The organism is Geomonas ferrireducens, from assembly GCF_004917065.1.
Classification (GTDB): Bacteria; Desulfobacterota; Desulfuromonadia; order Geobacterales; family Geobacteraceae; genus Geomonas; species Geomonas ferrireducens.
Window position 1 is genome coordinate 356,480 of record NZ_SSYA01000001.1, and the last position, 14,658, is coordinate 371,137.

At 50.0% G+C, this 14,658-nt stretch carries 10 protein-coding genes; 4 read left to right on the forward strand and 6 right to left on the reverse strand.

Annotated elements, in window-relative coordinates:
* The first annotated feature begins 53 nt into the window (after positions 1-53).
* The 4 genes from E8L22_RS01635 to E8L22_RS01650 are packed head-to-tail and all read left to right on the forward strand — an operon-like array spanning position 54 to position 2,242.
* Positions 54-812 carry a metallophosphoesterase gene (locus tag E8L22_RS01635; protein WP_162604759.1) on the forward strand — a complete coding sequence of 253 codons (759 nt, stop codon included), beginning with the start codon at positions 54-56 and terminating at the stop codon, positions 810-812.
* Positions 813-852: 40 nt separating this feature from the next.
* The gene (locus E8L22_RS01640) at positions 853-1,356 is read left to right on the forward strand and encodes an HNH endonuclease (RefSeq protein WP_136523549.1); all 504 of its coding nucleotides are present in this window, start codon (positions 853-855) and stop codon (positions 1,354-1,356) included.
* Positions 1,357-1,359: 3 nt separating this feature from the next.
* On the forward strand, positions 1,360-1,812 hold the full coding sequence (locus E8L22_RS01645; RefSeq protein ID WP_136523550.1) for a hypothetical protein: 453 nt from the start codon (positions 1,360-1,362) through the stop codon (positions 1,810-1,812).
* A gap of 25 nt (positions 1,813-1,837) precedes the next feature.
* Positions 1,838-2,242, forward strand: coding sequence for a hypothetical protein (locus E8L22_RS01650; RefSeq protein ID WP_198420105.1), 405 nt, complete (start codon positions 1,838-1,840; stop codon positions 2,240-2,242).
* A 320-nt stretch (positions 2,243-2,562) separates the two neighbouring features.
* Here the strand turns inward: E8L22_RS01650 and brxL are convergent, their stop codons facing one another.
* The 6 genes from brxL to E8L22_RS01685 all read right to left on the reverse strand — a co-directional run bounded on the left by brxL (position 2,563) and on the right by E8L22_RS01685 (position 14,544).
* Positions 2,563-4,020: a BREX system Lon protease-like protein BrxL gene (gene brxL / locus E8L22_RS01660; RefSeq protein WP_136523552.1), complete on the reverse strand. Its 1,458-nt coding sequence runs from the start codon at positions 4,018-4,020 to the stop codon at positions 2,563-2,565.
* A 20-nt stretch (positions 4,021-4,040) separates the two neighbouring features.
* Entirely contained in the window at positions 4,041-6,167 is a 2,127-nt protein-coding gene (locus E8L22_RS01665) for a BREX-4 system phosphatase PglZ (RefSeq protein WP_136523553.1), read from the reverse strand.
* Positions 6,168-6,171: 4 nt separating this feature from the next.
* Positions 6,172-10,326 (reverse strand): transposase, encoded by a 4,155-nt coding sequence (locus E8L22_RS01670; protein WP_136523554.1) that lies wholly within the window; start codon positions 10,324-10,326, stop codon positions 6,172-6,174.
* Positions 10,327-10,362: 36 nt separating this feature from the next.
* A complete protein-coding gene (locus tag E8L22_RS01675; protein ID WP_136523555.1) occupies positions 10,363-12,720 on the reverse strand; it encodes a phosphoadenosine phosphosulfate reductase domain-containing protein in 2,358 nt (785 codons plus the stop codon).
* Positions 12,721-12,976: 256 nt separating this feature from the next.
* On the reverse strand, positions 12,977-14,134 hold the full coding sequence (locus E8L22_RS01680) for a hypothetical protein (protein ID WP_136523556.1): 1,158 nt from the start codon (positions 14,132-14,134) through the stop codon (positions 12,977-12,979).
* A 206-nt stretch (positions 14,135-14,340) separates the two neighbouring features.
* Complete coding sequence (locus tag E8L22_RS01685; RefSeq protein ID WP_136523557.1) at positions 14,341-14,544, reverse strand: helix-turn-helix domain-containing protein; 204 nt, start codon at positions 14,542-14,544, stop codon at positions 14,341-14,343.
* Positions 14,545-14,658 lie beyond the last annotated feature (114 nt).

Below are 14,658 nucleotides of genomic sequence, written 5' to 3' on the forward strand. Positions count from 1 at the left end.
GGTTTGGGGGATGGTTACGGGATAATTTTCGATCCTTAGAGCCGAGGGTGGAGATGGCAATCATCGTAGGCGACATTCATGGTAATCTTGAAAAGGTTCAGGCTTTCCTGGAGTATCAGCCCGACCATGAGCATATTGCCCTGGGCGACTATCTGGACTCTCCGTGGGAGTCGCTGGAACGCCAATTGAGAGCCCTGCAACTGCTTATGGAAAGTCCGGCCGTGCTCCTGTGGGGGAATCACGACCTGCACTACCTGGTGCCACCGCCGTTCCGCTGCAGTGGAATTCAGTATCGAGAAACCGTGCTGCAGGAGATCATTGAGGCAAATCATAGGCGGTTCGTCGCAGCTTACGTCGCAGATGGATGGCTCTGCACCCACTCGGGGTGCAGTACAAAAATAACTCGTGGGGATCCACCCGAACAAATCGCAACCAGAATCAACGAAGCAATGAACGCCTGGCTGTATCACGGAGAAAGACACAGCATCTTCGACATAGGGATTGCCAGGGACGGGTCAGCAGCTCTTGGCGGATGCTTCTGGTTTGACCTGAGACAGGAAAAACTTTGGCTAGATACGGGGATTCAGCAGATTTTTGGGCACACCTCACTCCAGAAGCCGGAGGTAGCCGAGAATTACGTAGCGCTTAACACAGAAGGCAACAGGGATAATGTCTATTTATTCGACACCCAGACGAATCAAATCATCGTATTGCCGCAACCGGATCGACGGAGACGGTGCAGCAGGTGCTTAATGCTGGTTGACTATCTTAATAATGACGGAACTTGTACCGATTGCGGGCGGAGTGAATGACGGATGCAGAACCAGTAACGAGCCAGTTGGGGAGGGGTAAATGCAGCAATCTGTCAGCATAGGGCTCGCTAAGGTGTCAGGTTGTAACGATCTGCACAGAAGTGGTATTTGTGCTGGGTCTAGGCCGAAAGACGCAGACCGTACATACTTAAGACCGTCCTCCTGCGATCAAGTGTGGGATCTTGCAAAGAGATATAGAAATACAAAGGGCTATTTCTTCCGGCAGTACTTTGACCGAGAAGAAAAGAAATTAGTATCAAAAATGGAGCATATCTTAGTCTGGGAAAGACTTTACAAGAAAGAGGTCCCACACAACTGCTGTATTCACCACCGAGACCTTGATCCAACTAACAACAATGCTGAAAATTTACTATGCCTTCCCGTCTTTCTACATCTTGAATTACATGCACGTTTAAGGAATGCAAAGAAAGTGATGACTGATCTTGAATTTCAAGTAAAACGACAATATATCACTGTGGAGTATGAAATCAGGGGCACTGACCTAATGGAACTTTGGCGGGTAATTGACATGTATTTGGAGTGAAGCATGAGAGATATTAACAAATTGAATATCACTCCCATTGATATCCGATATATACGGCATGCATTAAGACTCAGCCAGAAACAAATGGGGCTGTCTCTAACTGAGTATCTATATAAAACAGGAGAAAAATTCATCCCTGGTTCCCGAATTAATGAGTGGGAAATGCAAGTTAGATCGATACCTGACCATATATTTATAGCTTACGCTAGGTTCGTAGTAGACACATGGGTTAAAACAAGAATTGGTAAAAGTAAGGATATCCAAAGAATAGTCGATCCTAAGTTTGCAGGGTTGCTGAGCCCAGCCTTTGAGGAAGCAATAATTTTGGAAGCCGAGTTGATAGACAATAGCAGCAGTGAGAGTGATAAATTCCAGCTTGGAGCCATAAAGGTGCGTAAGACTGTGCAAAAATATCTAGAGAAGCTCTTGTTCCTAGACCTGAATCAAGTTCTATGACCTATAGTGACGGTGTCAGGAGTGTATGATCATTATGGACAATCCCAAAGATGATAGCTTTGAATTATCCCAAATTATTAAAGCAATGAAGGGCGGAGGAATTTGGTCGACACCAGCGGTATCGGATCAGCCGACGGTTACTCTGGTCCGTTGGAGTGTGCGCGAAACTGAACGCGGTGAACGGCATTTCGTTGGATACAATTTCGAAGGCCGTGAAGGGAGGGTGAGTACGGCCATACAGTCCTACGATAGAGAAAGATGTCAAGGAGTGACTAAATCTGGTCGGATTTATTGTCTCATTGGCCGAGCTGGATTTGATGCAGATGCTGACTACGTCTGGAATCACTGGCGCTATGCTCAAGGTGTCAAATGGAAGGATGTATCCAATGAATATAGTGGGGCTGACCCGAGAGGGGTGCAAGAAGAATAAGCCTCAAGGGAAGAAAGCCCAGACACGGGATAGTCTCCCAATTCTAGCCACAGCACCAGATCGCCATCAATCCCTCCTCAACGATAGCTAACCACGAGTTTTTCAGCCACTTCTTCACCCAAACAACGAACAGCCTTGCTCTTTTAATCTTTCGATCATGTCTTGAAGGTCGTCTTCCGTCGTCTCGAAATGGTCGGCCATACACGCGAGACACATCATCCGTTCAATCTGCCGATGGATGAGTTTTTTGTTAAGTCCAATCTCATCCTTAGACAGCTTTTCCTTGTCGCAGTAGGCACAATGGATTGTTTTTCCTCCCCTCATTGAGCGCCCTCACGTACCGTATAAGCGGCGACGTTCTTACCTCCGTATTCCAGCGGGTCCATCTTCTGTAACTGCTGCCGGATCACAGTTCGCATCTGCACGGCGGGACGCAAACAGTATCGCATAAACTCTCCCTTATCTATTTTCCCAGGAGCTATGACGTGCGGAAACAGCAATTTTAGGTAGGCTGTGCATAACCTTAAAATGGCTTCTGTGTCTCGTGTATCCGCGCCAGAAGGATATTCAACAAGCTTCCCAACGACATCCCGATAGATAAGTGTTTCTGCTGGTTCTCGCAGCAAATGCATTATTTCAGAAAAATACTCGGTATTCAGTGCCCATCCGTTGATTTTCAAATTCTCACTCATCCGCGGGATGTCGCGCCCCCGGATAAAACCGTGGAATCGATCCAATAGTGCTGACTCGTGAAACACTTCTGGCAGCCTCTGAAACATATCTTTGGTTTCGTCCATCTCTGTTTGAGGAATGTTGCCCAGTAGGATGACACCAGCCCCCCCAATGATGCGATTTTTACCTACAGTGATTTCACCACTTTCCATGTAAGCTTTCAGCCCGCCCTGCATCTCACTCGGGTCGTGGAAGTTAATCGACTGAATTTCGTCCAGCGCTACGAAATCATTCGACGCGATCAGACCAGGACTCTTCCCATTGATATCACCAAACATCTTCGCCCGCGTCAGCGTTCCTCCGCTGACCAACCAGCCGTATTTCCCCACCCTCCCGAACATATACGATTTGCCTGTGCCTTTGGGTGCTAATTCCACCAGATTAAGGCGCGGCTCAATGAACGGCAGTAAGCGTGTCAACACTGTATGCTTCTGCACCCAGCCTTCGTATCCCTCAGGGTTGTAATCAATTGCTCCCAACACAACATCGACCCACTCTTCGGTAGTGAATTGGCTGCGAGCCTCTCTATAGGCGTCCAGATCAATCGTATATGGGCAGAAGTTCTTGTATTCTAATAAGGTGAAACATCCTCGCGGAGTTTCGTTGTCCGGGCTGCGGTACCCCAGTTGTACCAGCCCCCAGCCACCAGCCGTCTTTACGACATCATCTTTAATCCGATTCCAGATATAGTCCTCGATCAGGGTTTCAGCATGCCCAAGACCCAGTTCTGGAATTGAAAACGTGTACTCGTCGGATCTGACGCTGAACTGGATTTCAATCTTGGCGAGAAACTTTTTCGAGCGTCCCTCACTTCGAGCCGCGTCCTTCAATTCCAACAGATTCTCCCGGCGTGGGATGATTTCGTATATGTATTTTCGTAGAGCCTCCGCGTCATGGATTTTCCCATCGGATTCCGCTTTGCGCTTAAGAATCCAGTCACGCAAAAACGACGGAATGGACGCCGCTTTGAAGATTGCCACGATATTAGGGGCCTTAAAGACCGTCGTATCCGGAAATGCCGCTCGCAATTTTTCTGTATCGACCATGGTTCATTAACCCCTTAAGACTACAAATCGAAATCGTCTTTCTCTACAATTTGTGCCCGCTTGCCGCTAGTCCTTGCCTTCGGCACAAACTGGCCAGTCCGAGAGAAAACCACCACTGGGACCAATCTCTCCTCAAGCGTGGCCCCTCCGTGCAACTCGAAGCTCTGTCCGCCGCCACTCTTGGGCAGTCGATCGTACCCGCGTACCACCCAATGCCTGCCGTCCAATGTTTCCTCTAACTCCGGAGGACATCCGCCTTGCGCCGCCCGCTCACGGTAGCGCCAATCGGCGATTTCCGCACCGGCCTCACATGGAAGGGTCTGTGCCAACCGTGGTTCGGCCTGCCAGGCCAAGACTGCCAAACGTGAACTACCGTGGTCTGCTGTGACAAGCACACGCTCAAACCGAGTTAGCCCCTCCGCCACGTGCGGCAAAACCTTGCCACCAATTACATTCAGCGCCGCTGCCAAGTTCTCCTCCGGGCGCCGCACCTCGTGCATCTCATCGCCGTTGTGCACAATGTTGTCGAGGCGTTTGATGTTCTGCAAGCATCTGACATCCGGCCAATGGATGTTGTTGAATTTGGTCGAGGTTGGCAAATGTGCCTCACAAATTGCCACCGAATCCACGCCCAAATTCCGCTTCAAAGCCAGCGTCACCAACATTGGAAGCCACTCAGCGCCCATCGCGTCTACCACCAATAAGGCACATCCACCGTCTGATGCATATCTTTGAACCATCGCGTCTCGCGATTGCACAGATTCCGGGGGCAACACGCGCTGCGCCCTCATGTAGAACTCTGGCGTCACGCGGCCGGCCATTTTCAGTTCTCGGTACTCCATAAAATACTCTTCCAGGGTCAGGTCACCGAAAACGAGATCGCTGTTCATATACATTGCCGCTTCTGGATAGACAGCTTTTACAGCATTTGACACCAGGCCATCCACTGCACACCGCCGTAGTAAATCCGCCCGCTCAGCATCCGTCCCGCAATTCAACCACGCTGCGACTCGTGACGTGGATTCGCTGGTGCACCGCGTAATGAACTGCCGGATATCCATGCCAGACATTGGAACGTCAGCTTCCTGAATAGCGTCCCTACGCTCGACAGCATACACCGACGAATCATCTAGCCATTCCGTGGCTCCCGTTACGTATGCGGAGCGGAAGTTGCCGACAACAACCTCCTCTTGCGCTACAATTCGCTCGAGGTAACTTCCCTTGGGCGAGATCTGTTTAACCAGCCATAGTACAGCCTCGCGTTCAATCCCCCTAGACTCGTCAAACACACGCAGTATGCGCTTCGATACCTCGCCCTGTGGAAAAAACAGAGTCTTTAGAGTTTCGGACAAAGCGTTTTTCTCACCTTCTTTACCCCGCTCGCATATCCATCGCAAAGCCTCTTCGGATAATGCGGCATCTTCCAAGTTGTAAAAAACGCGAGCAAAATCTCGCAAAGACACAACTTGCCGCACCGCAGCGCTGAGCCCCGCCAATTCACGTCCTTCAGAGGCCACAACTACCCGTCGCATAGAGATGCCGTTCGGATGATCCTCGGTATGTCGTAAGTACTTCTGAAATGTTTCGCAGCTTCCAGGAATGTAGGATGCTAAATCTTTCCCGACCAGCATCACCTCGGGACGTCCAGCGACTCTTTCTGATTCCTCTGAGTCGGTAGACGACATAGCCTGCTCAGAATCAATTTCTATCAGTTGCTTCCCTTGGCGGTAGCGCGGATTAGCGAAAACTTCCCTGAGTATGTTCCCTAAGCCCTCAACATTCTGCAAAAGCAAAACGGCTTCTCGCCCAGTGGCACCATCCAACCACTCCCGTAAAGCGAAAATTGCGGACCGTCTATTCTCTTCCGTCAACAACCCAAGATAGCCGCTCCCCCCCAGCAATACCACAGGCTCAGGGTTTGCCGCCTTTATCTTGATTGCATCGAAAACCCGCTCTAAAATTTCGCTTGGCATTGGAAGCCAGGTATTTTCCGTTACAAGATCGCTCAATCGCAACTCAATGCTGCCACGCACTTGGTAGAATCGGCGCAATGTTGTCGAACTTTCTCCTGGTGGTACAATCACCACCCGAGCTTTTGCGTTTGAAAGCGGATTCCTGATGTATTCGCAGTACTCGTTCAAAGTCATGCAATCACTCCAGCACGGAAAGCCCTACGTCCGGGATTTCATCAATGAGGTTCAGGAGCAGTATCTTTGCCTCAGCATCGGGAAGCATACTGACCTTTTCCGCAGCCTGCTTCCTGGCATGCGTATCGTATCCCTGCTTAACGAATGCCTCAACCGCATCCCGAAGTCCTCCGTCCGTCAACCATCTACCCGGAGAGTCACCCAGTTTTTTAGATAACCAATCGCTCAACTCCCCCACGCTGAAACCGATCTTTTGATATCGCACAGGCAGCACTCCTTTGAGAAATTTTTCACCGGCCGTGCCAACATCTAGGAATACCCCCTCTTTCCGAAGCACGTCGTACACTGACTGTAACCGTTCCGCAGACACGCCTCCTGGGTTCGCGACCGCATCAACGATGTACTTGGCATCGTTCACTGCCAAAAGGCATTCTGCGGGCAGCGCGTGTTTGGTGCTCCACTCGACAGGCGAGTCAGTGCCTGTGCGTTCGTGCCACAGGGCACCAACCTGTTTGGAAACCAGCGTCCGGCTGTACTCCTCAATCTTATTACGCCCTTGTACTTTAAAGCTTTGTTCATCGATTCTCGCCGAGCCCTGGGGAAAAACATTATAAAGTTCGCGGCTTTCTGCATTCTCAATCGGCCACAATTCTCCAAAAATTTCCCGCATCGCCCCAAGTTGCCGCCCTTGTGCCACATCGAAGAAAACCTGGCAGATAACCTCGTTTTGCTGTTCCAGAATCTCCTCTAAGTTTTTCACGTCCTCCCCGGACAACGACTGCCTATTCAGCAAATCAAAGAATCGTTGCAACGCTGGAAATTTCTTTACCCAGAAATCTGTTGGCACCTTGTTTTCGCTCAGCACCGCCGTCTGCAACAGATTAAACGCGTCTTCGAAACCCATGTATCCCGATGAGCCCGTCAGGCCACGCACATGCTCAGCGCACAGGGTCTGCCTAAAAACCTCTTCCAGTACGGACTCGGCGTCTCCGGGTTTCCATAGCCAACCGCTGGTCTCAGCAAAGCGATTTTTGACCGCCTTACAATAGATGTGCGACAAGTCGCCCCCACGTTCAGCTGCGGTCTTCAACTCTGGCTTGGCACTATCGACATACTGCTGGAATGCCTTCTCAAAGACTACCGGCGTCATATACTCGGCCATCGCTTCCGCCAACCCGGGGGTCGCCAAAAGAATCTTGCCAATCTCCTTGACCTTATTGCCGCGCGTCTCGGTGTCTCCTTTGGAGCTGATGACGTTCGCTGCGCACAGTGCGTCGAGAACTTTGCTCATTGCCTCTGCACTCGGATCGGCTTGCGCACGGATATATTCGGGCAGCACCCATAGCGGTACGCGCTGTGAGATCTGTCCTAAACGTGTCCCAACCGCGTTCAGTGCAGCCTCCACAGTTCCGTCCGCAAGTGGACTGTTTCCGAAAATCACGCTGCTCTGTTCGATGAATGCCTTTTCCTCCTTGGAAAGGCGACAAATCAATTTCTCGGACTTGATCTCATTGGCGCCGTCGTCTTTTACCACCGCCTCAATGATTTCAGCTAGCGCCGCTTCGTCCAAGGTTTTGCTAGTGACGCCATCGGTCCATTGCAGTTTGCGCTGTCCCGTCAACCATGTCTTCAGCACAAAGCCCAGCACAAAGGCTGAATGCGGTACACACATCAAGCCGAACGGCGGCCGTTGCAGGTCAATGTAGAGTTTACGTATAGAGCAAGGGTTGCCATCTCCTACCGTGTTGTCCTGTCGTTTCTTGCAGAATTCCATCAGTTGCATGAGTGGGTGGCTCGGATTTGCGTCGAACCATTTTTCGTCACCAGTTACGCCGCACTTCTGCCATGACGCCACCACAGTTTTCCACGCTCCGGGCTTCGCGAATTTATCGAACTCCATCCCCGCCAGTGCCCAGCTCTGCAAGGCAGTCGGTGCAGCAAACGCACTGATGTTGAAGCCGCTCAAATGGTCAGTATATGCCCCGAACATCTGTTTCGCATAGGTCGTGAGCCAGTCTATTTTCAGTTGGGCCCATGTCACTTCTTCAGCGTAGGGTTCGCCGTTTAAGTTCGGTTTGTACACTATGAGCTTGGCAGCACTCGTTACCTTAGAAAGCCACGCGACTTTGGCACTGTTGACCTGAGTTTCGAACACCCTCTTGCTTGCGCTGTCAGTAGCCAATGCAAGACGGGCACTGTTTTCTGTAAACTCATCCCACGCTTTCGCGTTGTCGCGGCAGAAGTTAACCTCCGGAAGCGTCACAAAGAGCATTCGGTGGTCTTTAAATTGTTTTGCCAACTCTTTTGCTTTCTCGGGAATTCGGAGTTGTTCCTGCTCATCCCGGGCCAGAATAAACTGAACAAGTATCCGGTTCCCATAGTCCCCAAACGATTCTTTTTTTGTGATGTTTGATGCTGAAAGGCTGCTGACTCCTGCCGAGCGAACATCAAAACGCCCACCGTAGTTCACACCTTTTAGTTGCTTGGCCAACTCCGGCTCGGTGTCTTTCAGCACCAGGTCGCCAAACTTGCCTTCCAAGGCAGCTTTCTTCTCCTCAATTTCCTTTGTATTGGAACGGTCACGGAAACGTTCGCAACGTCCATGTACAATATCGAAACAATGCTTTTGTGCTAAATTGCGTAGGATTGCATCCACCCCTGGCAAGGCGCCGTCCCCTTCAAAACTACGTAGGATATTTTCGACCGCAACGCTCAGCAACGGATGTGCTTTTCCCTGCATCTGCTCGATCAACCCGAACAACAGCACAGCCTTGAAGACTCGCTGTTCTTCTGGCTGTAAATCCTTTTCTCGACGAGCGTATTCCGCACGTGCGTCCTGCACAGCGTGTATCGTACCTAGGTCGTCCCGTTCAACAAAATAACACCACAGATGATCCACCGTCAGGAACTGATGACCGAAAACATCCATCCCGCCCTTTTCAATGAAAGCCCTGAATTCCTCACCGTTTAAAAACTCGAACATGCTCCTTTGGTTTGCTCCAACTGTTACAGACAGATGTTTCAACAGGAACGCAGCCATCGGGTGCAAAGGCAAGATTCCCATGAAATCTGCCGTATCGATGCCCGCCTTGTTGACTGCCATGTAGTTTTCAGCGACGCCTTTCACACTGTGCCACAGTACGTCACGCTCTTGCATCCACTCGGTTTGCTTCTCCGGATTAACTACGAATGCGTCTGCTGCCAACTTAAGGGCTGTCTCATTTGGCAGATCGAGCTGTCTGAAGGTAAAGCGATTGTTCGCCTTCTTTGCGCTTTCCGAGCCAGGAGCGACATAAGATGAAATGTCCGTATGTGTCACAGGTACAAAATAGAATCGACCTTGTTGCGCTGCCTCAGCCAATTGCTCCAAAGTCTTTAATTCCATCCGGTTCCGTTCCATGAACGCCGAAAATTCGTCCCAGATATAGACCAACTTTGAAAGTCCGTTTGCTTCTAAGGATGCTTCCACCCATTCCAGGAACTCCTCGGGGCTCAAATCCAAATAGACCTTTCGTGCCTCAAGTACTCGCATGGCGTCGCTGACCAACCCTGCTTCGAGGTTCTTATCCCGTAAACACTTCTCCAACGCATTCGCTGTTTTAATACCTGGATTCAGATGTGAAAGCCGTGTTTGCATTTCATCGCGCTTAGCGAAGAAATAAGGCTCGTCCTGCCGGATGCGCTCAATGACTTCATCCAGTTGGCCCTTCAGTGGAATGATATGACCACCCGTTTCCAGTGCCTTTGTGATGCCGCGCTGCAAGCGCATCAGAAATTGGTTTTTCGCATCCACGCCATCCGCGTTCACATCATAGACTACGAGCACTTTATCTCGACGCCGGGCAAGCACCCCGTTACGTACAGGTGCTGGAATTTGTTTCATACGGAGATCCAGCCACTCCAGGACACGGGAATCATCGTCCATGAAAAGTTTTTGCAAAACCAGAGACGCGAAGCTCTTGCCGGTGCCATACGCGCCCGTTATCCAAAGCGTCTTGTTCCCGCCTTCCAAACTTTTGAGAAGTTCCCGCAAAATCTCTACGAATGAATTATGAGGATAGAACCCCAGCCACGTTTTTGGCGTCTTGTTTATGTCCGCCAAAGTCATGCACGGCACGTAATCCGGTTTAATTCCGAAATAGTCCTTGTAGAAAGTCATGTTCTATCCCTCTGTAATCAGTGACCCATCTGTGCTTCAAATCTTTTCCAAGATCAGAGCGACAACGTCATCACAAGTTTTCGTCCCCGAGGCCACCCGCACTTCGTCCAATCCCAGGGTAAAGCTGCACGCGATGAAGTCTGGATGCATCGCCGCGAGTCCCATGCACTGTTTCTTGAAATCATCCGGAGATATGCCGAAAGCGGCCAGTGGTGACACGACTTCCACATCGAACTCCGTCACCATCATTTGCCGCACAGTAAATGCACCTCGGCCAGATTTTTCCGCCATCACATAAAGCCCATATAGAACTGTCAGTGGATCCACCGGACGCGAACAGTGCATGAGCTTTTCAACAGCTCTCCCCTTCATTTCGGCATGAATCAACGCCTCGGCTCCTTCCCCAAGCGGAGAAGACTTAACCAGTTGGCAAAGGGATTGTAATGCGCCTTTCCTCACCGATGCCGAACCTACTGATTGACTAAGCTTTTCATCAATCTCTTTCATATGGAAATGGACATCGATCTCAGTATTGCAAACATACCATTTAACGAGCGGCGAAGTATTTGCTAGACGAAACCACAGCAGGTGCCAAAACAGCAAATCACTAAACCCTCGTTTTTTGCCAACTTCTAAAAGCAGGTTTGTGGTAATGGCCGTGGAATCTCCAATCAACCCCGCCTCGCGGAACCATGTCACGGCTGCTGGAACCATCCTGTTACCCAAGGCAGTTGTCTGCCGGAAATTGGCACCCGCGTTGGCTAGGACTTCAATCCATTCGGGTTTCAGTCCAAAAGTCATGTATTTATTAATTCCACTGATGTTCATAGTCTTTGCTCCTGCATACCTTTTTGAGTAATATCGCCAACATCCATCATCAGGTGCAAAGCATCTCATGCAACTGATGCACGTTACGTCATCGATACGAACCTTCGTGTTGCCATTACAGGTATCTTTCTCAAACCGTAAAGCTCCTGTCGGACATTCCGCCTCGCATGAGTTACATCCGGTGCAGGACATTGCCTTGTGGACAGCGTACACCAGCCACTTTGAGACGGCCTTGTCGGCCTTACCGTTTGACCAGACACATTCTAACACCCCTCTCTGCCCGTCTTCACGGAATGACAACTCAGTGCCTTCAATTTTTCCAAGAGCCTTGAGCCATTCTTTCAAGGCTCGTTCTGCTTCAATTGGGTACTCACAAATTATGCGGTCGCTTTTGCGTTCTACGCCAGGTTCTACAATAACGTGTTTCAAAGACACGCCGCTTTTCCGCGCATGCCATCCGCCTTCGTAAACGAATGCATCCGCGTCTTCCTCAGATGAAAATTCGCGGTCAATCGTGTTACGCACGGCATTAGCAAACGGCGCGACCTTTTCCGGATAATTCATACGAATCAGGTCATTTTGGCGGTCAGTTGACATCGGACACATCAGACATCCAACACGTGGCAAACCTTTTCGATATGCTTCGTTCAGCAACAACTTGTGCTCAAAAATGTAAAGCCACAGTTCATGGGCAGACCAAGCCAAAATTGGCATGGCATTTACCTGCGATTGGCTTTTCAATCCATCGCCAATGTCCTCGTATCCCGAACGCCGTTGACTCTCCTCACCACGGACCCCAACAAATGCCAAAGTATTGATAGACCGTTTACCAAGCCTTTCCTTGAGAGCTAATATTGCGGGAGTGCTCTTGTGAACAGAACAGCACCAACGCAACGCTTGCGACGGTGGTCCGAACTGCCGCCAGTTCTCCAATGCCGGGGTTTTTGCGGAGACCTTCAAAAAAGGACGGCCTTTGTACAGGTTTTGAATCTGTTCCCAGATGCTGTATGTATCCGGAAGCTCCATATCTGTATCACTGAAAACGACTGGAATGTCTAATGGCAGAACTTTGTGGCAAAGGTCGAGCAGAACAACTGAGTCCTTGCCGCAACTGAAACCTATATAGACAGCATCACATTTTCCAGCGTAGGCATCGTACATTTCCTTGATACGTTTGAGCGTATCTGCCACCAACGCTGACATGATGTCACGATTTTCGGCAACCAGCACCTCAACATCAACCGGAACCAAATTCAATTTTGTTCTTGGCTTCACACTCGTGGATGGAGCTTCGGTCTCGCACAAAACCCCCTTCCACTCGATGTCCACCTTACCATTTCGTTTCTTATGGAGTTTTGCTATTTCTTCACCGCGATACAGGAATACGTTCTGTTTCGCCCAAAGGAGAGGGCGCCGCTCTACCGGATCGAACGCCAATCTTGCCTCCAACTCCATGGCTGTTAACTCTTCTGCGAAGACTGGGCGAATTTCACTCGCCACGAATTTCCCTGTCTGCGTTGTCAGACGGTATCTGCCCGTGCGCTTGTCCCACTCGTAGCTATACATTCGTGCCGCCCTCCGGCACGATGCCATTGTTTTTGCAGATAATATAATGCGTATTACTAGTTATGATGGTTTCCTTCATAGTCGGCGCAGCCCACCCACTATCACTTTCAAAATTCTCCACAATATCTCCGTATTCAGCGTATCTCGCCCACTCAGCATAATAACGATTTTTGCTGGCATTTTTAGTCAACCATTAAGTTAAGACGATATCGGTTGTCTTTATACTGCAATGCTTTTGTTTTCTGCTTTCCATAAATCAGCTAGCGGCGAATTCTTCGCTTCCCGGGTCTTTGTCGTGTAGGCGCTCCCATTTGAGTCGCAACCGACGCTCCCACAATGATTCGCCTTCATAACTGAAATGTGCAAAACCATTTACGACCACCCCACCTAATAAATGCATTGCCAACGGCGAAATCGCCCATGCTTTGCCGCCGTACTCCACCTGATTGGAGTCATCCAGTACAGTGCAAGTGATACGACTGTCCTTTGTGAAGAATAGCTTTGCGCCGATTGGCACACCAAGACTGTGAAAGCGCGTATTGGGACTACGGACGCGCTTGCCCGCCATGGTGCCGCCATCTCCATTAGTACGAAGTCTCTTCGTATTTGGAAATGCGTTTTTCCCACCGTGATAATGTTTTGCGCAGATCCGCATGAAGGTATCGTTATCCGTTAAGGCATATTCCGTGCGGAAGCGCACACAGTAGAGTAAATTCAAAGCAAACTCTAAATTGGCAACAGACACTCTTTCTTCAAGCATAACCAGCGTGTCGACGATGGTGGTCAGCCTACTCGAAAAATCCTCTGGTAGGAAAACCCCGTCTGCGTTGCGCCAACAAGGTACTCCGCCCACTTCCGCCTCATGGACTTCCGGAAGGAAAAGCTCTCGGATGCTCTCTAATGCCTCGGCACTGAGGTGTGGCATCTCCGTTTCTATCTCGTGAACGGTCAAAGTGCCGTCCGCCTCTTCAAGCCATCCTGCAATCTTCTCTGAGATTGCCGCCAAACGTTCCTCTAAGCTAGATTCAGGCTGACAACAGAAGAGCCCCCCCTTCCTACCCGTAGCAATCGTGAATCCCATATGCCCAAGAAGCGCAGCACAATCCTCTAACGTGGCTATATTACGGAAAACGCTGCAAAAAGCTTCCAACAACCGTTCGACCGCAAAACAACCGTATTCCATAAGCCATGCCATCGCCTGTCCATTGAATGCAGACAACGACTCTTCATCCAAAATCATCTCGCATGTAAACCACAGCCCACTCTTCGACCGGAACATGGCTGATTTCAAATCCTCGACCTGCCAATCTTCAAATGGGACTTTCTGCCGCAATAGTCGCACGGCCATGGCATCGAATGACACGCCATTGGGGCATACCCGCGTGAATGCCGTCAAAAGCTCAGGAATCGTCATACAACCCTCCAGTCATTGTTTTGCTGGGATGTCATCAGATTGTGCACATCAAAGGGGTAGTTTTTTGATTCCGTGACACTTGAAGCCTCTCTCACTGCTATTTAATGGCATTATCGGAACAAGGCATGGCAAGAACGATTAGGTGGGACGTCATGCGATGGATACCTGTCGACTTTGCGGATGCGGGAACTCAGACTTGGGCGAGGTTAAGAGCCGAATATCGGTCCGAACGTCTCCTCGAGTTTCCTACGTGCCTCCAGGGTTACCCCACGAGTTCCCTTCAGTTTGCCGTCTAAAAGATCAGCAACAATGCGCTGATGAAGCCCGTTCTTAGCAGCCCAAGATGTGACACTTTCACCAATATCCACAAGTTTGTGGGCCACAATTTTCTTTCTCTGGTCTTTCTCCATACTGGCACCCTTGTTTCTTAGCCCCCTCTCAAACTGCCCGGATACTACTCTTATCAAGAGTAGAAGTCAATGAAGTATGGCCATCGGAACCTAGATCATTTAAGTAGCTTAAAT

Coding starts and splice junctions, on each gene's coding strand:
- E8L22_RS01680 (WP_136523556.1), bottom strand. CDS start 14,134: ATGACGATTCCTGAGCTTTTGACGGCATTCACGCGGGTATGCCCCAAT.
- E8L22_RS01665 (WP_136523553.1), bottom strand. CDS start 6,167: ATGACTTTGAACGAGTACTGCGAATACATCAGGAATCCGCTTTCAAAC.
- E8L22_RS01650 (WP_198420105.1), top strand. CDS start 1,838: ATGATCATTATGGACAATCCCAAAGATGATAGCTTTGAATTATCCCAA.
- E8L22_RS01675 (WP_136523555.1), bottom strand. CDS start 12,720: ATGTATAGCTACGAGTGGGACAAGCGCACGGGCAGATACCGTCTGACA.
- E8L22_RS01645 (WP_136523550.1), top strand. CDS start 1,360: ATGAGAGATATTAACAAATTGAATATCACTCCCATTGATATCCGATAT.
- E8L22_RS01685 (WP_136523557.1), bottom strand. CDS start 14,544: ATGGAGAAAGACCAGAGAAAGAAAATTGTGGCCCACAAACTTGTGGAT.
- brxL (WP_136523552.1), bottom strand. CDS start 4,020: ATGGTCGATACAGAAAAATTGCGAGCGGCATTTCCGGATACGACGGTC.
- E8L22_RS01635 (WP_162604759.1), top strand. CDS start 54: ATGGCAATCATCGTAGGCGACATTCATGGTAATCTTGAAAAGGTTCAG.
- E8L22_RS01640 (WP_136523549.1), top strand. CDS start 853: ATGCAGCAATCTGTCAGCATAGGGCTCGCTAAGGTGTCAGGTTGTAAC.
- E8L22_RS01670 (WP_136523554.1), bottom strand. CDS start 10,326: ATGACTTTCTACAAGGACTATTTCGGAATTAAACCGGATTACGTGCCG.